The organism is Formosa sp. Hel1_31_208, assembly GCF_900104785.1.
Lineage (GTDB): Bacteria > Bacteroidota > Bacteroidia > Flavobacteriales > Flavobacteriaceae > Psychroserpens.
In genome coordinates, this window is sequence record NZ_LT629733.1 from 2,562,451 (window position 1) to 2,581,706 (window position 19,256).

The 19,256-nt window shown below is 34.2% G+C and carries 20 protein-coding genes; 13 read left to right on the top strand and 7 right to left on the bottom strand.

The window, feature by feature from the left end; translation table 11 throughout:
• The first annotated feature begins 16 nt into the window (after nucleotides 1-16).
• The 4 genes from smpB to BLT57_RS11630 all read left to right on the top strand — a co-directional run bounded on the left by smpB (nucleotide 17) and on the right by BLT57_RS11630 (nucleotide 4,084).
• On the top strand, nucleotides 17-475 hold the full coding sequence (gene smpB, locus BLT57_RS11615; RefSeq protein ID WP_091425859.1) for an SsrA-binding protein SmpB: 459 nt from the start codon (nucleotides 17-19) through the stop codon (nucleotides 473-475).
• Between the two features lie 164 nt (nucleotides 476-639).
• On the top strand, nucleotides 640-3,105 hold the full coding sequence (locus BLT57_RS11620; protein WP_091425860.1) for a DUF5686 and carboxypeptidase regulatory-like domain-containing protein: 2,466 nt from the start codon (nucleotides 640-642) through the stop codon (nucleotides 3,103-3,105).
• Nucleotides 3,106-3,116: 11 nt separating this feature from the next.
• Complete coding sequence (locus BLT57_RS11625) at nucleotides 3,117-3,635, top strand: hypothetical protein (protein WP_091425862.1); 519 nt, start codon at nucleotides 3,117-3,119, stop codon at nucleotides 3,633-3,635.
• Nucleotides 3,636-3,643: 8 nt separating this feature from the next.
• On the top strand, nucleotides 3,644-4,084 hold the full coding sequence (locus BLT57_RS11630; RefSeq protein WP_091425863.1) for a cytochrome c oxidase assembly factor Coa1 family protein: 441 nt from the start codon (nucleotides 3,644-3,646) through the stop codon (nucleotides 4,082-4,084).
• A 5-nt stretch (nucleotides 4,085-4,089) separates the two neighbouring features.
• Here BLT57_RS11630 and BLT57_RS11635 read toward each other — a convergent pair whose 3' ends face one another.
• A complete protein-coding gene (locus BLT57_RS11635; protein ID WP_091425865.1) occupies nucleotides 4,090-4,731 on the bottom strand; it encodes a protein-L-isoaspartate(D-aspartate) O-methyltransferase in 642 nt (213 codons plus the stop codon).
• A gap of 154 nt (nucleotides 4,732-4,885) precedes the next feature.
• Between BLT57_RS11635 and BLT57_RS11640 the strand changes: the two genes are divergently transcribed.
• The 9 genes from BLT57_RS11640 (at nucleotide 4,886) to BLT57_RS11675 (ending at nucleotide 12,536) form a co-directional block, all read left to right on the top strand.
• Nucleotides 4,886-5,845, top strand: a complete 960-nt coding sequence (locus tag BLT57_RS11640) for a Gfo/Idh/MocA family protein (protein WP_091425867.1) — start codon at nucleotides 4,886-4,888, stop codon at nucleotides 5,843-5,845.
• A gap of 10 nt (nucleotides 5,846-5,855) precedes the next feature.
• Nucleotides 5,856-6,038 carry a hypothetical protein gene (locus tag BLT57_RS14090; RefSeq protein WP_157717184.1) on the top strand — a complete coding sequence of 61 codons (183 nt, stop codon included), beginning with the start codon at nucleotides 5,856-5,858 and terminating at the stop codon, nucleotides 6,036-6,038.
• 56 nt (nucleotides 6,039-6,094) lie between these two features.
• The gene (locus BLT57_RS11645; RefSeq protein WP_091425868.1) at nucleotides 6,095-6,985 is read left to right on the top strand and encodes a 3-hydroxyacyl-CoA dehydrogenase family protein; all 891 of its coding nucleotides are present in this window, start codon (nucleotides 6,095-6,097) and stop codon (nucleotides 6,983-6,985) included.
• 63 nt (nucleotides 6,986-7,048) lie between these two features.
• Nucleotides 7,049-8,287 carry a DUF1015 domain-containing protein gene (locus tag BLT57_RS11650; RefSeq protein ID WP_091425869.1) on the top strand — a complete coding sequence of 413 codons (1,239 nt, stop codon included), beginning with the start codon at nucleotides 7,049-7,051 and terminating at the stop codon, nucleotides 8,285-8,287.
• Between the two features lies 1 nt (nucleotide 8,288).
• A complete protein-coding gene (locus tag BLT57_RS11655) occupies nucleotides 8,289-8,951 on the top strand; it encodes a YggS family pyridoxal phosphate-dependent enzyme (RefSeq protein ID WP_091426784.1) in 663 nt (220 codons plus the stop codon).
• A gap of 12 nt (nucleotides 8,952-8,963) precedes the next feature.
• Nucleotides 8,964-10,325 (top strand): exonuclease domain-containing protein, encoded by a 1,362-nt coding sequence (locus tag BLT57_RS11660; RefSeq protein ID WP_091425871.1) that lies wholly within the window; start codon nucleotides 8,964-8,966, stop codon nucleotides 10,323-10,325.
• Between the two features lie 147 nt (nucleotides 10,326-10,472).
• The gene (locus tag BLT57_RS11665; protein WP_091425872.1) at nucleotides 10,473-11,354 is read left to right on the top strand and encodes an ion transporter; all 882 of its coding nucleotides are present in this window, start codon (nucleotides 10,473-10,475) and stop codon (nucleotides 11,352-11,354) included.
• On the top strand, nucleotides 11,305-12,258 hold the full coding sequence (miaA, locus tag BLT57_RS11670; RefSeq protein ID WP_231928692.1) for a tRNA (adenosine(37)-N6)-dimethylallyltransferase MiaA: 954 nt from the start codon (nucleotides 11,305-11,307) through the stop codon (nucleotides 12,256-12,258). Before BLT57_RS11665 ends, miaA begins: the two co-directional genes overlap by 50 nt.
• A gap of 86 nt (nucleotides 12,259-12,344) precedes the next feature.
• Nucleotides 12,345-12,536 (top strand): cold-shock protein, encoded by a 192-nt coding sequence (locus tag BLT57_RS11675; RefSeq protein WP_091425875.1) that lies wholly within the window; start codon nucleotides 12,345-12,347, stop codon nucleotides 12,534-12,536.
• A 68-nt stretch (nucleotides 12,537-12,604) separates the two neighbouring features.
• On the opposite strand, the gene BLT57_RS11680 is transcribed toward BLT57_RS11675, so the two are convergent.
• The 6 genes from BLT57_RS11680 to BLT57_RS11705 form a co-directional block, all read right to left on the bottom strand.
• Nucleotides 12,605-13,315 (bottom strand): response regulator transcription factor, encoded by a 711-nt coding sequence (locus BLT57_RS11680; protein WP_091425877.1) that lies wholly within the window; start codon nucleotides 13,313-13,315, stop codon nucleotides 12,605-12,607.
• 3 nt (nucleotides 13,316-13,318) lie between these two features.
• Nucleotides 13,319-14,893, bottom strand: coding sequence for a sensor histidine kinase KdpD (locus BLT57_RS11685; protein WP_172827452.1), 1,575 nt, complete (start codon nucleotides 14,891-14,893; stop codon nucleotides 13,319-13,321).
• 63 nt (nucleotides 14,894-14,956) lie between these two features.
• Nucleotides 14,957-15,556: a dephospho-CoA kinase gene (coaE, locus tag BLT57_RS11690; protein WP_091425879.1), complete on the bottom strand. Its 600-nt coding sequence runs from the start codon at nucleotides 15,554-15,556 to the stop codon at nucleotides 14,957-14,959.
• Nucleotides 15,553-16,521 (bottom strand): CdaR family protein, encoded by a 969-nt coding sequence (locus BLT57_RS11695; RefSeq protein ID WP_091425881.1) that lies wholly within the window; start codon nucleotides 16,519-16,521, stop codon nucleotides 15,553-15,555. Before BLT57_RS11695 ends, coaE begins: the two co-directional genes overlap by 4 nt.
• Nucleotides 16,511-17,521 (bottom strand): glycosyltransferase family 2 protein, encoded by a 1,011-nt coding sequence (locus BLT57_RS11700; RefSeq protein ID WP_091425884.1) that lies wholly within the window; start codon nucleotides 17,519-17,521, stop codon nucleotides 16,511-16,513. The genes BLT57_RS11695 and BLT57_RS11700 overlap by 11 nt, the downstream gene beginning before the upstream one ends.
• A 73-nt stretch (nucleotides 17,522-17,594) precedes the next feature.
• Nucleotides 17,595-19,154 carry a T9SS type A sorting domain-containing protein gene (locus BLT57_RS11705; RefSeq protein WP_091425886.1) on the bottom strand — a complete coding sequence of 520 codons (1,560 nt, stop codon included), beginning with the start codon at nucleotides 19,152-19,154 and terminating at the stop codon, nucleotides 17,595-17,597.
• Nucleotides 19,155-19,256: the final 102 nt, after the last annotated feature.

A 19,256-nucleotide genomic window follows, 5' to 3' on the forward strand; every position in this document is an offset into this window, starting at 1 on the left:
ATTACCTTTGTTTTCCATGTATAAACCAGTAAACATAAAGAACAAAAAGGCAAAATTTGAGTACGATATTTTAGATACGTACACGGCTGGTATTGTTTTAACTGGAACAGAAATAAAGTCTATTAGAGACAGTAAAGCTTCAATCTCAGAAAGCTTTTGTGAATTTAATGACCGAGGTGAATTGTTTGTAATTAATATGACGGTTCAAGAATACATCTTTGGTAATTACTACAACCATAAACCCAAAGCTGAACGCAAATTATTATTGAACAAACGAGAACTTAAAAAATTAGAAAAAGAGGTCAATGTAAAAGGAAATGCCATCATTCCATTGCGCTTGTTCGTTAACGAAAAAGGATTAGCAAAATTAGAAATTGCATTAGGAAAAGGTAAAAAACTCTATGATAAACGCGAAACCCTTAAAGATCGCGACAATAAACGCAACCTCGATCGGATTAAGAAAATCTACAAATAGTCTCTGTCTCAAAATCAATATTGTAAGAAAATATTTAACAATTAGCTTAGTTTTATTTATGATTGTTTAACAATTGTCAGTTGATTAAATGTCTATGTTTGACCATTCACAGGCAATCTTTTTGTAAAAATTTGTGTCTATACTATAAAATCAATCCATTAGCTATGAAAACAAGATTACTATCAGCATTTACATTTTTATGTTCATTTATAGCATTTGCTCAAATTCAAGGATCGGTAACCGATAGTAAAAATGAACCTCTACCCTTTGTAAATATTTATATTGAAAACACATATAAAGGCACGACAAGCAATGAAGATGGATATTATGAACTTAACGTGAATACCCCTGACACTTATGTCGTTGTTTTTCAGTTTTTAGGTTATAAAACGGTCAAAAAAAATGTCGATATTCAGAGTTTTCCATACACTCTAGACGCCTTATTAACAGACGAAGAAATCTCCTTAAACGAAGTCGTTATTAATGCGGAAGAAAATCCGGCAAATATTATCATTCGAAAAGCCGTAGCAAAGCGAAAGGAAAACCAAGACAAAATAAAAAGCTATAAATCCGATTTCTATTCTCGTGGATTGATTCGTATTAAAGATGCTCCTGAGAAAATTTTAGGTGCTGAAGTTGGAGATTTAGGTGGCGGTTTAGATTCTTCAAGAAGCGGTGTAATATACCTATCTGAAACCATATCGAAATTAGAGTTTTTAAGACCTAATAAACTTAAAGAAAAGATTCTTGCCTCTAAAGTAAGTGGCGATGATAATGGCTTTAGTTTCAATAATGCCATCGATGTAAACTTTGACCTTTATAACAATACGGTTGAAATTGGAAACCAGATTATTACACCAATTGCCAATAATGCGTTCGGATATTATAAATATCAACTTGAAGGTGTTTTTTATGACGATAGAGCCCACCTTATCAATAAAATAAAAGTGACGCCAAGACGCCCCAATGACCCTGTTTTTGAAGGTTATATTTATATCGTCGAAGACCAATGGACAATATATGCTGCAGAATTAGACCTTACTGGTATTCAGGCTCGAATTCCAGCAGTGGACAAAATTACAATTACTCAAAATTTTTCCTTCTCTGAAACCGACAGTATCTGGGCGAAAATTTCTCAAAATATCGATTTTAAATATGGATTATTCGGAATTAAAGGTGATGGGCGTTTTACTGCAGTATATAGCAACTATGAGTTAAATCCTGAAATCACTCGTAAAAACTTTACACGAGAAATCGTGTCTTTCGCTGATGAAGCCAATAAAAAAGATTCCACATTTTGGAATACCATCAGACCTGTTCCTTTAACCATTGAAGAAATCACAGACTATGTAAAAAAAGACAGCATTCAAATTGTTAGAGAATCTAAAACCTATCAAGACTCTGTAGATCGAGTCTCCAATACGTTTAAATTAGGTGATATTCTTGGTGGCTATACCTACTCCAACTCTTATGAAAGTTGGAATGTAGGAATTAGCTCCCCTATTGAAGCTATTAGCTTTAATACAGTTCAAGGATGGAATGCTAATATTGGCGCATTTTACACCAAAGGTTTTAATGATTACGAGCGATATATATCTATTAGAGGAAATATAAATTATGGCTTTAGCGATGATCGTTTGCGCGGTACAGTAGCAGCAACTTATAAATTCAATAATAAAAGTAGACCTTTTTTAACGCTATCAGGAGGGGTAACAACACAACAATTCAATGCAAGTAATCCAATTTCAAAAAGTTTGAATACTGGGTTTTCTTTGTTTTCTGAAGAAAATTATATGAAAATCTATGAAAATAGTTATGTTCAAGCTGCATATTCAAATGAGCTGTTCAACGGGTTCAGATTCAATGCAAGCATAGGCTATCAAAGACGTCAAGCCCTTTTTAATACAACCGATCAAGCATGGTATCCTAAAGAAGACAAAATGTATACTAGCAATAACCCCATAGATGAAACAGCTTTTGGTGTTGCCCCTTTTGATACACATAACATCATGAAATTCAATCTTACCGCTCGTATCAACTTTGCACAAAATTATTTGAGCTACCCTGACGGAAAAATTAATATTCCAAATGGCAAGTATCCAACCGTCATTTTAGGCTATGAAAAGGGATTCTCTTCATCCATTGATAATTATAATTTTGATCAGGTGAAACTACGCATAACACAAGGCCTTAATATTGCGGACAAAGGTCGTTTTCAATATAATATTAAAGCCGGTAAATTTTTTAATGGTGACGATATTGCATTCATGGATTTCCAACATTTCAATGGAAATCAAACACAAATTGGATCAGGATCATATCTAAATGTCTTTAATAATTTACCATACTATGCTGCAAGTACAAATGATTCGTATTTAGAGATGCATGCTGAACACGATTTTAATGGTTTTCTCCTTGGAAGGGTTCCTTTATTAAAAAAGCTTAACTTTAATCTCATAGTTGGAGCTCATTCTCTAGCTACTCCAGACAATTCTCCATATCAAGAATATACGATTGGATTGGATAATATTGGCTGGGGTAAATTTCGATTTTTACGATTAGACTATGTGCGTTCATATCAAAACGGATTTCAAAGCGATGCCATTTTGTTTGGTTTAAAATTCTTTTAATAACTGAAATCATGAAAAAAATAATACTGCTTTTACTGCTGGTAAGTGCCTCTGCTGTAGCACAAAAACAGCTCGATTACTCAAAACATGTTATAAGTCTAGATAGCACTTTAGAAACTTTATATGGTGTTATTTCTGGAGACAAAGGCGAAGCCCGTGACTGGGATAAATTTCGATATTTATTTCATAAAGATGCGAAACTCATTCCAACGGGTCTGTCTGAAAACAGCGCATATAACGCGACTTATTTAACACCAGAGGGCTATATTGAAAGTGCGGGTAAATGGCTTGTTGAGAACGGATTTCATGAAGTTGAAATTCACCGAAACACCAACACCTTCGGAAATATTACACAGGTATTTAGCACATACGAATCCTACAGAAGCAAGTCTGATACCGAACCTTTTATGCGAGGAATTAATAGTATACAATTATTGCATGATGGCAAACGTTGGTGGATCATCAATATCTATTGGCAACAGGAAACACAGGAGAATCCAATTCCTGAATCATACCTTCCGAAAAATTAAATTACAGAGTGAATACAGCAGAATTTAAACGTAAAAGCTGGTGGCAACGTCATAGAAAATGGTTAATCTCATCAATATTTACCATTTTAGGACTGATTGCTATTTTTAACCTTGGGATGAGCCCTACAGCAGCCAACATCACCAAAGCCTATACAGATACTGCTCTTTATAAAGACGCGTTGGCTAAAGTTCGAGAAAACGATAGTGTTATTGCAATTATAGGAACTATTGAACCCATAAACAAACTAGCTATTTTAGAAGGTGCTGTAGAGTATGCAAAAGATAACAGTTATGTAAGGTCTTCAATCAGAATTATTGGCAGTAAAGGAAAAGCACGAATGGATTTTAAGGCCGATAAACTAAATAATTATTGGAACTATACACGCATCCAGGTAAGAATAAAGCAACCCAAGGATAAGCAACAGACAATTGTCATTGTATCAGAGTAATACCATTAATTCTTATCCTCTAATAAGGGTACAAAACGAAATTCACCAAATTCATGTTGCTCAAATTCTTTTTGTCCTTTTCTAATAAACAAAGTCATAATCTGAACATCCTCACCAACAGGTATTACTAAGCGACCTTCAATTTTTAATTGACTCAATAATGGTTTAGGCACAAATGGAGCACCGGCTGTAACAATGATGCCATCAAAAGGCGCTTCATCTTCTAGCCCTATATACCCGTCCCCAAATATTAATTTCTTTGGCCTATACCCTAACTTAGGTAAAAACTTACTGGTTTTCTTATAAAGTTCATGCTGCCTTTCAACACTAAACACTTTAGCTCCTAATTCACATAATACCGCAGTTTGGTAACCACTTCCCGTACCAATCTCTAAAACCTTATCCCCAGGATTAACTTGTAATAATTCTGTTTGAAATGCGACGGTATAAGGTTGAGATATGGTTTGATCGGCAGCAATAGGAAATGCTTTATCTTGATAAGCATGACCTAAAAATCCCGAATCCATAAAAAGATGTCTAGGTATTTTACCTATGGCATCAATCACTTTTTCATTGGTTATCCCTTTGGCCTTAATGGTCGCCACTAATTGCTGACGTAGTCCTTGATGTTTAAGCGTGTCTTTCAAAGTAGTTAAGTTTAAATGCTAAAATAATCCAAACATTTATATACTGAAAGTTAATTTCAATGGTTTTATTAACTAAAGTATCTGTCCGATATTTTCTTGCAAAATTCACCCAAATAAACTGTGAAAATCTTATTTTTGTTAAAAACGAAAAACAATGCTAAAAGCTGGTGTACTCGGTGCTGGTCATCTGGGGAAAATTCATTTAAGACTTCTTAGTCAATCTGAAAAATATGAGCTCGTTGGATTCTATGATGCCGATGAAGGAAATGCTAAAAAAGTAGAAGAAGAATTTGGTTATAAATACTTTAATACGATTGAAGCTCTCATAGATGCGGTAGATATGGTAGACATTGTCACACCAACCCTATCTCATTATGATTGTGCCAAAAAGGCTATTGCTAAGGGCAAACATATTTTCATAGAAAAACCAATCACCAATACGGTTGAAGAGGCTGAACACATCAGAGAATTATTAGCAGAACATAATATTCGCGGGCAAGTAGGGCATGTTGAACGATTTAACCCAGCATTCATCGCTGTGAGAGATCAGATTAACAATCCTATGTTTATCGAAACTCATCGGCTTGCCGAATTTAATCCGAGAGGCACCGATGTTCCTGTAGTTTTAGACTTGATGATTCATGATATCGATATTATATTAAGCGTCGTAAAGTCGAATGTAAAAGTGGTATCTGCAAGTGGGGTTTCAGTGATAAGCGACACTCCAGATATTGCTAATGCACGAATTGAATTTGAAAATGGCTGTGTAGCTAATCTTACCGCTAGTCGTATTTCTTTAAAGAATATGAGAAAGACGCGTTTCTTTCAAAAAGATGCTTACATCTCTGTAGATTTCTTAGAAAAGAAATGTGAAGTGGTAAAAATGAAAGATGCACCAGAACAACCTGGTGACTTTGACATGATTTTACAAAATGCTGAAGGCATTAAAAAGCAAATCTATTTTGATAATCCTGACGTTGCAAATAACAATGCTATTTTGGATGAATTAGAAACCTTTGCCGATGCAATTAACAATAAGACCACTCCTATTGTAACACTTCATGATGGCACCGAAGCCTTAAGAGTAGCCACCATGATAATTGATCAGTTTTAAAACAAAAAGTATGGATAGAAGATATGTACTTTCTACAATATTGGTCACAACAATTCTGTTGGTGTTAAAACTAACCGATTTAGATTATGACAATCTTCAAAACGAATCGTATGGTTGGATTATATCGTTTGTGCTTGTCCTAACTACGATGTGTTATGCTTTATTTTTTAAGTTTAACAAAGTCAACGAATAATTAAAAAACATAATAACTAAACCTTCCTTTTACTAGGAAGAACAAATAACATTGATATGAAAAATATTGCAGTCATTGGTGCAGGTACTATGGGAAATGGTATTGCACATACCTTTGCTCAATCTGGATTTAAAGTACAACTCATTGATATTAGCGAAGCCTCTTTAAAACGAGGAATGGATACAATAGCGAAAAATTTAGACCGTATGGTTGCTAAGGAAAAAATTTCCGAAGCAGATAAGCAAACTACCTTAGATAATATTTCAACATTCACGAGTATTGCAGCTGGTGTCGAATATGCCAGTTTGGTTGTAGAGGCGGCTACTGAAAATATTGACTTAAAATTAAAAATATTCAAGCAATTAGATGAGGCGTGTCCAGATGACACTATTTTGGCCAGTAACACCTCTTCCATTTCGATAACACAAATTGCGGCAGTGACGTCTCGCCCTGAAATGGTTATTGGGATGCACTTCATGAATCCAGTACCTATTATGAAATTGGTAGAAATTATTCGTGGCTATAATACGAGTGATGAGGTAACAAATACAATTATGGAATTATCTAAAACTTTAGGTAAAGTACCAACTGAAGTCAACGACTATCCTGGATTTGTTGCCAATCGTATTTTAATGCCAATGCTTAATGAATCTATTGAAACCTTATACAATGGCGTTGCTGGTGTTGACGAAATTGATACCGTAATGAAATTAGGTATGGCTCACCCAATGGGCCCATTACAACTAGCCGATTTTATTGGTTTAGATGTGTGTTTATCTATTTTAAATGTCATGTATGACGGCTTCAAAAACCCAAAATATGCACCTTGCCCTTTACTCGTTAATATGGTTAGAGCTGGTAAATTAGGTGTAAAATCTGGTGAAGGATTCTATGATTATTCAGAAAGCAGAAAAGCGGAGCACGTGGCCAAACAATTCTCTAAATAAATAATGGTACTGATGGCATAATTAGTTTTAAGCCATAAATGCTCGAACTTTAATCATTCAAATATGGCAAAAGTAATTCCATTTAAAGCAGTAAGACCTACTAGAGCCGTTGTTGGCTTAGTTGCTGCACGCCCATATCAGAGTTATACCATTTACGAACGAGAATCCCGAATGGACTATAACCCTTATAGTTTTTTGCACATTGTTAATCCTGGATATAAATATGATAAAGTCATTACTGGTGATGAACGCTACAAACTGGTTAAAAATCGCTATTTAGAATTTAAAGAAGATGGTGTGTTTATTCAAGATGATAAACCATCATATTACGTCTATAAAATTATCAATAGGCACGGACAAGAATTCAACGGCATAATTGCAGCCACTAGCGCTGAAGATTATGAAAATGATGTCATCAAAAAACATGAAGACACCATCGCTAAAAGAGAACAAACCTTTAAAAACTACCTACAAACTGTAGGTTTTAATGCAGAACCTGTGCTTCTTACCTATCCTGATAACGAGGTAATTTCAGGAATTATCAAAGAAGCTCAGAAAGGTCATGCTGAATTTGAATTTACCATGACCTATAAAGACACGCATTACTTGTGGCGATTAGATGACGATGATGCTATAGCTAGAATACAAAATGAGTTTGAAGATATGAAAACGGTTTACATTGCTGATGGCCATCACCGATCGTCCTCTTCGAATTTATTATATCAAGACGAAAAAGCCTCAAATCCAAATCACAACGGTAGTGAGTCCTATAATTTTTTTATGTCGTATTTAATTCCTGAATCTGATTTAGTCATTCATGAATTCAACCGATTGATCAAGGATTTAAATGGTTTGACAAAGGAAGAATTTTTAATTCGATTAGATGCTATATACCGCATTGAGAATAGAGGTACAATGCCTTACCATCCTTCAAAACCACATCATTTCAGCATGTATTTAGATGGTGAGTTTTATTCGTTATATCTACGTAAAGCGAATTACAAGTTCAAAACCGCTTTAGATCAATTAGACGCCCAATTATTATATCAAACCATCTTAAAACCAATTCTAGGTATTGAAGATTTAAGAAATGATAACCGTATAGAATATGTGAACGGTAGACATGAGATGATTACTATTAAAAGCAGTGTAGATAGTGGCGAATTTGAAGTTGGTTTCGGTATGTGTCCAGCCACAGTAAATCAAATAAAACAAATCGCAGATGAAGGGTTGAAAATGCCTCCAAAGAGCACTTATATCCTTCCAAAATTAAGAAGCGGAATTACCATTTATGAATTTTAAAATGAATATTACAGAAAGTTTAAAAAATATAAGCGCCCAACTACCCAGCCATGTCACCTTAGTTGCTGTTTCAAAAACAAAACCTGTTTCTGATTTGATGGAAGCCTACAATGCCGGACAACGTGTTTTTGGTGAAAATAAAATCCAAGAAATGGTTGATAAACATGAGCAAATGCCAAAGGACATACAATGGCATATGATTGGTCATGTGCAACGCAATAAGGTCAAGTATATGGCTGAGTTTATCAGTTTAATACACGGTGTGGATAGTTTAAAACTTCTAAAAGAAATCAACAAACAGGCCAAGAAGCACGATAGAACTATTAATTGCTTGCTTCAAATTAAAATAGCTGAAGAAGATAGTAAGTTTGGAATGCATCCAACAGATGCTAAAGAATTATTGAGTTCGGAAGAATTTTCTGAATTAAAAAACGTGAGTATCACCGGTGTAATGGGAATGGCGACATTTACAGATGACACCAAACAAATTGAACAAGAATTTAACAAACTGAAAGCTACTTTTGAGGAACTTCGTACCATTGACGACTCACTTCAAACCATAAGTATGGGAATGAGTGGGGATTATCAATTAGCAATTGACTGTGGAAGCACTATGATTCGGGTAGGAAGTAGTATCTTTGGAAGTCGTAATTATTCAAACTAAAACTACAACCCTATTTACGCAATAATTGACATAGAAACCACTGGTGGAAAATACAATGAAGAAGGTGTTACTGAAATCGCTATCTACAAATTTGACGGTCATAAAGTAGTTGATAAATTCATAAGCCTAGTGAATCCAGAACGAGACATCCAACCCTTTGTGGTTAATCTCACAGGGATTAATAGTAATATGCTTAAAAGTGCACCCAAATTTTATGAGGTAGCCAAGCGTATTGTTGAAATCACTGAAGACTGCATTATCGTAGCACACAATGCCCAATTTGATTATAGAATACTGAGGACTGAATTCAAACGTTTAGGCTTCGGATTTAAAAGAAAAACATTGTGCACGGTTGAGCTTTCTAAACAACTCATCCCTGGACAGGCGTCTTATAGTTTAGGGAAATTAACCCGAGCCCTTGGTATTCCAGTGAGCGATAGACATCGGGCTAATGGCGATGCAATGGCTACTGTTAAATTGTTTAAAATGCTTTTGAGTAAGGATTTGTCAAAACGTATTATAAAGGACAATATCAAGGTTGAAATTATTAAACGTTTAAATGAAACACATAAAACTATTATAGATGCTTTACCTGCGATTACAGGAGTGTATTACATACATGACGAAAATGGTGACATCATATACATAGGAAAGAGTAAAAACATTAAGCACCGTATCAATCAACACTTTACAAATAACAGTACAAAATCTAAAAAAATACAACTCATAGCAAAATCAGTGACCTATGAATCTACTGGAAGTGAACTTGTAGCCTTGTTAAAAGAAAGTGAAGAGATTAAACGCAATAAACCACTTTATAACCGAGCATTGCGAAGAACCACATTCACTCACGGCTTATATAGTTTTAAAGATGACAACGGGTATCTCAATTTACAAATTAACAAGACAAACATTACAGAAAAACCCATAACGACGTTTAGTAACATGCAAAGCGCAAAAAGCTTTATGTTCAGAATAGTTGAAACTTATGAACTCTGTCAAAAACTCACTGGTTTATACCCAACAAAATCGAATTGTTTCAATTACACCATTAAAAGCTGTAATGGTGCGTGCATCAATGAAGAACCTGCCGACGTCTATAACAAGCGTGTTCAAGAATTGATAGTAAAAAATAGCTATGATAATAAAAATATGGTGATTATAGACCAAGGAAGAGATATCGATGAAAAAAGTGTCATCTATATTGAAAATGGCATCTTCAAGGGCTTAGGTTTCTACGATCTCAACCATCAAATAAATAATATCGAAGTACTGGAATCGATTATTACTCCTATGGAAAACAATAGAGATACACAGCACATTATTCAGAGTTACTTGAGACGAAACAAACGAGTAAAAACGATTTCTTTATAAAAACAAAGACAAATAAGAGTTTCTTCATCAATTTCTAGCGTGATATTTGATAAGAACTCATAAAAATGTCAACCGTTATTGAAATCCAAAACAACTCTCTAATTGTATTAGAGAAGAAACAGTAAAGTTTTTAGTATTTTTGAGGTAATGAGTTTAAAAATCACAAAGTCCAACTGGAGAGACAAACTTCATGAAATTATTTATGAAGCAGACACACCTGCTGGTAAGTTATTTGATGTTATTCTTCTTATTGCCATTCTAGCGAGTATTATTCTTGTGATGCTGGAGAGCGTTAGTAGTTTTGACGCGAAATATCACACCTTTTTAAATATTTCAGAATGGGTCATTACTATTTTGTTTTCAATAGAGTACATAGCGCGCATTGTTACAGTAAAAAAACCATTTAAGTATATTCTTAGTTTTTATGGAGTCATAGATTTATTATCTACAATTCCGAAGTACCTTTCATTGATTCTAGCAGGTTCACATGCATTAGTTGCATTGCGTGCATTGCGATTATTACGTGTATTCAGAATCTTAAAACTGGCACGCTATTTAGGTGCTTCAAATCAATTAGCCAATGCAATCAAGGCCAGTAGAGCAAAGATTGCCGTGTTTTTATTCGCTGTAATTATTGCCTCTGTTATTTTTGGTACTATCATGTATTTGGTGGAGGGTGAAGAAAACGGATTTACAAATATTCCAAAAAGTGTGTATTGGTGTATTGTTACGCTTACAACTGTAGGTTTTGGTGATATTGCTCCTCAAACACCAGTAGGTCAGTTTATAGCCGCTTTAATCATGATTTTGGGTTATGGTATCATTGCTGTTCCTACAGGAATAGTCTCTGCAGAATACACCAAAGCAACTGCTGGTGGTGACGAAAAAAATAAAGTTTTGGATGAAGAGCATGAGCAATTAAAAAATGTGCATCTCAACACACAATGTTGCGTCAATTGCCTTTCTGAACAACATCAGGATGGCTCCAAATTCTGCTTTAAATGCGGTTGCGAATTACATCATGACTAAAGTACTCTTATCAGTTGTAGGACCTACTGCTATTGGAAAAACAGCACTTAGCATACAACTCGCTCAACATTTTAAAACCGAAATTATTTCTGCAGACTCAAGGCAATTCTATAAAGAACTGCAAATTGGTACTGCTGCTCCTACTCCAATAGAATTGTCAAGTGCACCACATCATTTCATTAAGCATATATCTGTTGAAACACATTACAATGTAGGTGCTTTTGAAAACGATGCTATCAATGTATTAACTGAATTATTTAAAACTAATAATGTGGTGGTCATGGTTGGTGGATCTGGCTTATATGTCAAAGTAGTTACGCATGGACTTGATCAATTTCCAGAAGTAGATCCGTCCATACGAGAAGCGCTCAATGAGCGGTTTCAAGTTAAGGGGCTTCAACGCCTACAGGAGCAATTAAAAGAGTTAGACCCTCTTAGTTATCAAACTATTGCAATTGATAATCCGCACCGCGTCATTAGAGCTTTAGAAATCTGTATCGCGAGTGGACACCCCTATTCATCATTCCTTGATAACAACATTGCAACTAGAGATTTCAAAACACTAACAATTGGCTTAACAGCTGAACGCTCTATTATTTATGACCGAATTAATAGGCGTGTAGACCAAATGATGACTGAAGGATTATTAAACGAAGTGAAATCTCTGAAATCAAAACAGCATTTAAACGCATTAAATACCGTTGGATATAAAGAGTTATTCAACTATTTAGATGGGGAATGGGATTTGGAGTTTGCAGTTTCAGAAATCAAAAAGAATACACGTCGTTTTGCCAAACGGCAACTGACTTGGTTCAAAAAGAATGACAGTACGTTATGGTTTAATTGGGACACCAAAATTAGTGATATTATCGCACGTATTGAGCGTGACATAAAGACCTCATAAAGCACTAATTTTAAAATAAAACAAAAAAAAGCTTGTTTTTAGTTTATTAATACTAAATTTGCAGCTTAAATAATTTAATATATATTATGAGTAAAGGAATAGTAAAATTCTTCAACGATTCTAAAGGATTTGGATTTATCACAGAAGAAGGAAACAACAAAGAACACTTTGTACACATTTCAGGTTTAATCGATGAAGTTCGTGAAGGAGATGAGGTAGAATTTGAATTAACCGAAGGAAAAAAAGGATTGAACGCAATTAACGTAAAAGTTATATAATTTTCGATATTTTTTTAAAGCAAAAAGCCAATCATAATGATTGGCTTTTTTTTATGTCTATTTGAAAATTATGCGTCTTGATTCACGACTAATCTAAAGCCCTCACCATGGATGTTTAATATTTCAACTTTAGGGTCTAACTTGAGATACTTTCTCAATTTGGCAATATACACATCCATGCTTCGAGATGTAAAATAATTATCATCACGCCAAATCTTAGTTAATGCTAGTTCCCGAGGCATCAAATCATTTTCATGAAGTGCAAGCATCCGTAATAACTCATTTTCCTTAGGTGATAATTTAATAGGATCTTTCCCATCAAATTTTAAAAAGCGTAATTTAGAATTCAGATCAAATTTACCAATCTTAAATTCAAATTGCTTACTATCAGCAATTGTATCTGTCGCTTTGCGTTGCATGATTGCTTTAATTTTCATTAGAAGCACTTCACTGTCAAACGGTTTGTTCAAATAATCATCTGCACCTACTTTATAGCCTTTTAGCACATCTTCTTTCATCGCTTTTGCAGTTAAAAAGATAATAGGTACGTCTGTATTCTTTTCTCTTATTTCTTTAGCTAACGTAAACCCATCTTTATAAGGCATCATCACGTCTAAAATACATAGATCATAATCATCCTTTTTAAATTTCTCAAAGCCTTCCATTCCATTTTTCGCATGAACCACATCATAGTCGTTCATGTTTAAATAATCTTTTAAAACGGTTCCGAAGTTTGGATCGTCTTCAACTAATAATATTTTCTTATTTTGCTCTTCCATAATTTATGATATTAATGGTAGTTTTATTGTAAACGTGCTACCTTTTCCTTTTTCACTCTCTACTGAAATATGACCTTGATGGTCATCTACTATTCGTTTAACATAAGCCAAACCTAAACCGTGGCCTTTTACATTGTGTACATTTCCTGTGTGCTCTCTATAGAATTTTTCAAACACACGCTTTTGAACTTGCTTTGTCATTCCACTTCCTTGATCTGAAATTTTAAGCAATATATTATTTCCTATATTTTCAGTATAAACATCTATTTTAGGAACACCATCTGTATATTTAATGGCATTATCTAAAATATTAACAATCACATTTGTAAAGTGTGTATCGTTGGCTAAAACAGAAGACTTATCTGCATTAAGATGCGTCTTCACATAACCTTTTCTATCTTCTACAATCAACCCAACATGACTAACAGCATCACTTATTAAGTCGTGGAGTTTTATACGTTCCTTACTAATATTGAGCTCGTTTTTTTCAAGTTTTGAAATTCGCAATACATTTTCTACTTGAGCATGCATACGTTTGTTTTCATCTTTAATCATTCTTAAATAACGCATGACTTTTTCCTGATCTCCTATAATTTTAGGGTTTCTAATAGAGTCTAAGGCTAGATTAATAGTCGCTATTGGTGTCTTAAACTCATGTGTCATATTATTAATGAAATCTGTTTTAATTTGAGAGATCTGACGCTGCTTTATTAACTGATAAATCGCACTAGAATACGCTAAAATTATAATAGATGTAAACACAATTGATAACACAATCATGCCTAATATCGACGACAATAAATATTTTCGACGTTCTGGAAAATCAACATAGAGTGTAAAATCACTGTTATTCTCATTATCCACAAAAACAGGAATTCCCATGGTCGATTTAATATTCAAATCAAAATTATCAGATTGAATTTTAGTCGAAAGGTCTTTATCATAAATCGCATATTCAAAAGCCGTATTAATACCACTACTTTCAAATTGAGATTCTAATAACTCAGACACCTCTTCATTTTTAATTCGTTTATAAACTGGATAATTTTTATAGACACGCCTATAACCTTCTTTGTAGTGCCTTCTTCCTAATTCATCCATCGTATTATAATCTCGATAGGTCTTAATAGGGTCTAAATTAATTTTTCCATCTATAGTATTGCGTTCAAACACTTTCGTTTCACTTATATTGGTGAAACGACTAATGTTTATACTATCTGTACCAATGTCAAAGAACAAGGACGGCACTTTAAAACTCTCTTCGGAAATCGCATTTTTAAATCGAATGGCCTGATTAGTCTCTTCATCAAAAGAATCAAAAATCAATAGATGTTTGATTTCACTTGTATCAGGATTTCGACCATTTTTTAAAGCTTCTTTATATAGTCTATCATAACTAAGAAGCTCTTTATCTTCAATAGCTTTAGAAACTGAAATAAGAGAACGTTTAACATTTAAAGTAAACTGTTTCTCTTCGTTTTTTAAAGTATTATTAATAAAAAATGCTTGAACGAAGATGATGCCAATGAGTGATAAACTCATCAAAACCACCAATAAAATGAATAGCTTTTTGCCCATCAGTCAAATTTAACATTTTAACATTTAGAAATATTAGTGTTTAACCTTACATTAACAAATATGTTAAAATTTATGTTTTTTGATTTTTTCCATGATTAACTGGTGCGTTTCTAGTACTTGTTCTTTGGTGTGTTCTAGATTATCATTGACAATAACAAAATGAGATTTGTTTATTTTTTCAGCATCACTCATTTGATTATTCAGTATCGCCTCTATTTTCGCTCTGTTTGAATGGTCACGCTTAATGACCCTTGCTATGCGTTCTTCTACCTCTGCAGTTACTGTAATGATAACATCATATTCAGATTCTTTGTGATGCTCAAATATAATAGCAGCTTCTTTAATCACATAGGCTGCATGTTGTTTCTTTAACCAACGCCTAAAGTGAGAAGCGACCTTGGGATGCACGATGGCGTTCATTTTGTTTAAATAGTCCTTGTCTTTAAATATCTTTGATGCAATCAAAGGCTTGTTGATGTCATCACCAATATAGACGTCATCACCAAAAAGCTCAATTAATTTTCGCCTAATAACTTTAGACCTTATCATTAGTGCTTTTGCTTCAACATCGGCTATATAAATTGGGACACCAAGTTCTTTAAAGAATGATGCTACGGTTGTTTTGCCGCTTCCGATACCACCTGTAAGTCCTACTACTATCATTTCACAATTATATAATCCACTTTATTCTGCTTGAGCTCAGCAGACTTCACTGTGTTAGAATTAACTAATAATTTTGGTGTAAAAAAAGAGACCTTTAAATCGACAATGTCGTTGTAATCACATTCAATTTTAAAGTCATGGGGCTTTACCAATTTAAAATCCTTAAGACTGAGATAATAGGATACTTTAATAAGCTTTGGGAAATAATTTAGCTCAACATTATCGGGCTTATTTAAAATGGTTACGGGAATTTCAAAAGTCCCTTCTGTGAATTTCTCAATTTTAGCCTTAAGCCTAACGGTTTCTTCTGAAAGTTTTAAGCGCTCAGATGCATTTGAAAGCTCTAGATTAATAGATGCATTCAAGTCTTCTTTTATATCATTAAGGACTATATCCCTGGTTACAATATAATCTATTTTAGCAATTTCACTTTCAGAACCTATTAATTTTACGGAATCTGGAATAAGCTCAAAACCCTCTAAAGAATCATAACCGTCAACAAAATTAATATTAGCCTTCAACATTACTGGGACCATTTTTTCACTAAGCGTGCCATAAGGAAACAAAATACTATCGGGTTTAATAGAAACTATATTAACCGATTGACCTAGCTGCTGTTTTAGGTCATAGGCGCCCTTTTCTGCCAACCAAAGGTATGTTGTGTTATTTATCTTAGAACTGCTTTTAAAATCTATCTGATAGGTCTTGTCGTTAAAATAATACGATAATAATTTGAAGCCATGTGTTGAAAGTGTAACATTAATCTTAGGCATGCTATCTAAGGTAATAATGGTGTTTTCAGGTAAGTTTTTATATTCTATAGAAAACGGGATAGTTTCAACATACGTTTCTGAAAGTTTAGTAATGACTAATATTAAAAATGAAATCAGTACAAACAATCCAAAAACATTTAGTTTTTTGTTTTTTATTGACCGTAACACATATGATTTAAAATTAGTTCGCATGTTTAAAAAATAATTTTGGAAATCGCGATTCAGGATCTTTCTTAAAAAAATCAATGGCTATTGTTGATTTTAAAAACCCGTACCCATAACCAAAGAACTGAATAAAAATAGCTAAAATAGACTTAACAGCCACTCTCAAACTTCGTGTTGAAACAAAAGCCAATATGAAAACCAACAAAAAATAAATACCGTAAAGGAATAATGGTAGTCTGAAATTGGCTAAAAGTAATACTATGGAGACAAGCAACCCAATACTGAAGCAAGCTGGAAACCAATAGGTCAATCTTTTGGTTGTTGGATACCACGTATTAAGTATTGGTCTCACCAAACCGAATTTATAAACCTGTTGATAGAACTTTTTCCATGAAATACGTCGTTTATGATACACAAAGGCTTCTCTAATTAATACGGTTTTATAGCCCATTCTGTTCAATCGAATCGACAAATCTGGATCTTCTCCTGGGTGAATTAATCCAAAGCCACCAGAATCTACAAACGCTTGTTTAGACAGTCCCATATTAAAACTACGTGGTTGAAATTTTTCATTTGATACATTGCCTCTTATACCACCAGTTGTAATAAAAGAAGTCATCGCAAAATTAATTGCCTTTTGTACATCTGAAAACGATTCATGCGCAGCGTCAGGACCTCCAAAGCAATCCACATAATTTGATGATAAATAAGCATAAACGGTATTGAGGTACTGAGGTGGTAATAAACAATCAGAATCTAAGATGATAAAATAATTTCCTTTCGCTTTTTTCATACCAAAGTTTCTAGAATCTCCAGGGCCCGAATTTTCTTTATAGTAATATGAAATCTCTAACTGATTGTGATATTTATTGATGATGTGTTTACAATCTAGATTAGAACCATCCTCGACAATCACAATTTCAAATGAAATATCGCCTTCTTGAGTAGTAAAACTCATTAAGAGTTCATCTACCTCCTCCGGTCTATTATATACAGGAATTATAAAAGAAAACTGTAATGTATTCATACCTCGCAAAGGTAAGTAAAGAAAATACAAAAGCCACCTCGAGGGTGGCTTTTGCTAAATTATTTGATTAAGCTTATTGCTTGATAATTCTAACTGTCTCAGTAACGTTATCGATAGTAACTTGTACGAAGTAAGCACCTTGGCTTAATCCATTCATATCAACAACACTTCTAATAGTGTTAGGTGCAGTTCTAAGAACTTCTTGACCTAGCATGTTGTATATAGCAACATTTTGAATATCTTTTTGAGCATTAAGTGTTAACTCATTTTTAACTGGGTTAGGGAAATAAGTAAATCCGTTATCCTCTTCAAACTGATTAACTCCTAAAGTAGGATCAGTTACAGACAAATCAAAAGTTCCTGTACCCGTACCAAATCCTTCAATTTGTATGTAGTAAGTACCAGGCGCTAAACCTGTTAAAGCTGCTATAGATAATAATCCTGTTCCAGAATCATCATCACATCCAATTTCAGTAAAAGTTAATAAGTCTGAACAATCAGTAGCAGTATAAACAGCAATTTGCGTATCTCCTAAACTACCTCCAGCGATATCTGTACTTACCGTAACATCTGTAGTAGCTGCGATTGTAAATGTAAACCATACAGAATTACTAACATCTCCTGCTGTAAACCAGCAAGTACCGCCAACTTCGTTTGCTTCAATCGTTCCGCCTTCATTGGTATAAGCTTGTCCTGAAGACGCACTTCCAACCGCAACAGCGATAGCATCACATGCATCATCATTTCCTGGTGGAGGAGGTGGAATAGCTGGTGTAGTAAATGCAGCTGGACCAAATGTCGCAGTACCTACACCACCGCAATTGGTAACTATATATAAATCATAATCAATTTCTGGAGTTAATGTTGCTCCAGTAGTTGCTGCTTGATCAGGAGCAGTTTCTGAACCTGACACTACAGTATCTATACCTGGAGTACCACCTGCTGTTACAACTTCCCAATCATAAGATACAGGAGTACCAGCTAAAGGCGCATCCCAACTAAAATCAAGCATATCTGGAGTAAGAGCATCAACAGTCACATTAACAACAACATCACACGTTGGTGGTGTTGCAGACGTAATTGTTGGAGGATCAAAACACCAACCCCATTGCCAACCTGTTAGGTCATCATATGCGAAACGGTATTTAAAACCAGATAATTGCGTTGGTGTAAAACCAGAAATATCAATTGGAGGTGAAGTATAAGCTGCTGTGCCAACACATGTTTGGTAATCGGTATTTGTTGAATTACCACCAAACACGGCAAAGTTAACCCAAGACGCAGCATCTGCATCCCAATATTCAATACTTAAAACATCTCCACCTAAGGGTCTGTAGACAAAATTCCCAGAAACTTCAACAAATGTTTCACCTGCAAAAGCAGCTGCACCTAAATCGATAACTGGAGATTCAGATTGAACTGTATCTGCTGATCCATTACCAGCGGCATCGTCGTCAAAAGTAAAAAAGCCATCAGTGGCTGGATCATTCAATAATCCAGCTGGGGTAAATGTACCTGAAGTTGTCCAAGAACCATTTGTCCAATTGGCTGTTTGATTTAAAACTTGTGCAATACTTTCAGTGGTAAAAACCAATGAAAACACAAACAAGAGTGATAAAGTAATTTTTTTCATATTTAGTTATATTTAATTATTAATCAATAAAAATATGATAAAAATACTGTAAAGTAAAAGGAAACGTATCTAATCGATAAACGACTCATTTAATCGACATAA

Coding starts and splice junctions, on each gene's coding strand:
- BLT57_RS11685 (WP_172827452.1), bottom strand. CDS start 14,893: ATGGGCAAAAAGCTATTCATTTTATTGGTGGTTTTGATGAGTTTATCA.
- miaA (WP_231928692.1), top strand. CDS start 11,305: ATGGCTCCAAATTCTGCTTTAAATGCGGTTGCGAATTACATCATGACT.
- BLT57_RS11665 (WP_091425872.1), top strand. CDS start 10,473: ATGAGTTTAAAAATCACAAAGTCCAACTGGAGAGACAAACTTCATGAA.
- BLT57_RS14090 (WP_157717184.1), top strand. CDS start 5,856: ATGGATAGAAGATATGTACTTTCTACAATATTGGTCACAACAATTCTG.
- smpB (WP_091425859.1), top strand. CDS start 17: ATGTATAAACCAGTAAACATAAAGAACAAAAAGGCAAAATTTGAGTAC.
- BLT57_RS11625 (WP_091425862.1), top strand. CDS start 3,117: ATGAAAAAAATAATACTGCTTTTACTGCTGGTAAGTGCCTCTGCTGTA.
- BLT57_RS11695 (WP_091425881.1), bottom strand. CDS start 16,521: ATGCGAACTAATTTTAAATCATATGTGTTACGGTCAATAAAAAACAAA.
- BLT57_RS11645 (WP_091425868.1), top strand. CDS start 6,095: ATGAAAAATATTGCAGTCATTGGTGCAGGTACTATGGGAAATGGTATT.
- BLT57_RS11650 (WP_091425869.1), top strand. CDS start 7,049: ATGGCAAAAGTAATTCCATTTAAAGCAGTAAGACCTACTAGAGCCGTT.
- BLT57_RS11620 (WP_091425860.1), top strand. CDS start 640: ATGAAAACAAGATTACTATCAGCATTTACATTTTTATGTTCATTTATA.
- BLT57_RS11700 (WP_091425884.1), bottom strand. CDS start 17,521: ATGAATACATTACAGTTTTCTTTTATAATTCCTGTATATAATAGACCG.
- BLT57_RS11640 (WP_091425867.1), top strand. CDS start 4,886: ATGCTAAAAGCTGGTGTACTCGGTGCTGGTCATCTGGGGAAAATTCAT.
- BLT57_RS11655 (WP_091426784.1), top strand. CDS start 8,289: ATGAATATTACAGAAAGTTTAAAAAATATAAGCGCCCAACTACCCAGC.
- BLT57_RS11705 (WP_091425886.1), bottom strand. CDS start 19,154: ATGAAAAAAATTACTTTATCACTCTTGTTTGTGTTTTCATTGGTTTTT.
- coaE (WP_091425879.1), bottom strand. CDS start 15,556: ATGATAGTAGTAGGACTTACAGGTGGTATCGGAAGCGGCAAAACAACC.
- BLT57_RS11680 (WP_091425877.1), bottom strand. CDS start 13,315: ATGGAAGAGCAAAATAAGAAAATATTATTAGTTGAAGACGATCCAAAC.
- BLT57_RS11675 (WP_091425875.1), top strand. CDS start 12,345: ATGAGTAAAGGAATAGTAAAATTCTTCAACGATTCTAAAGGATTTGGA.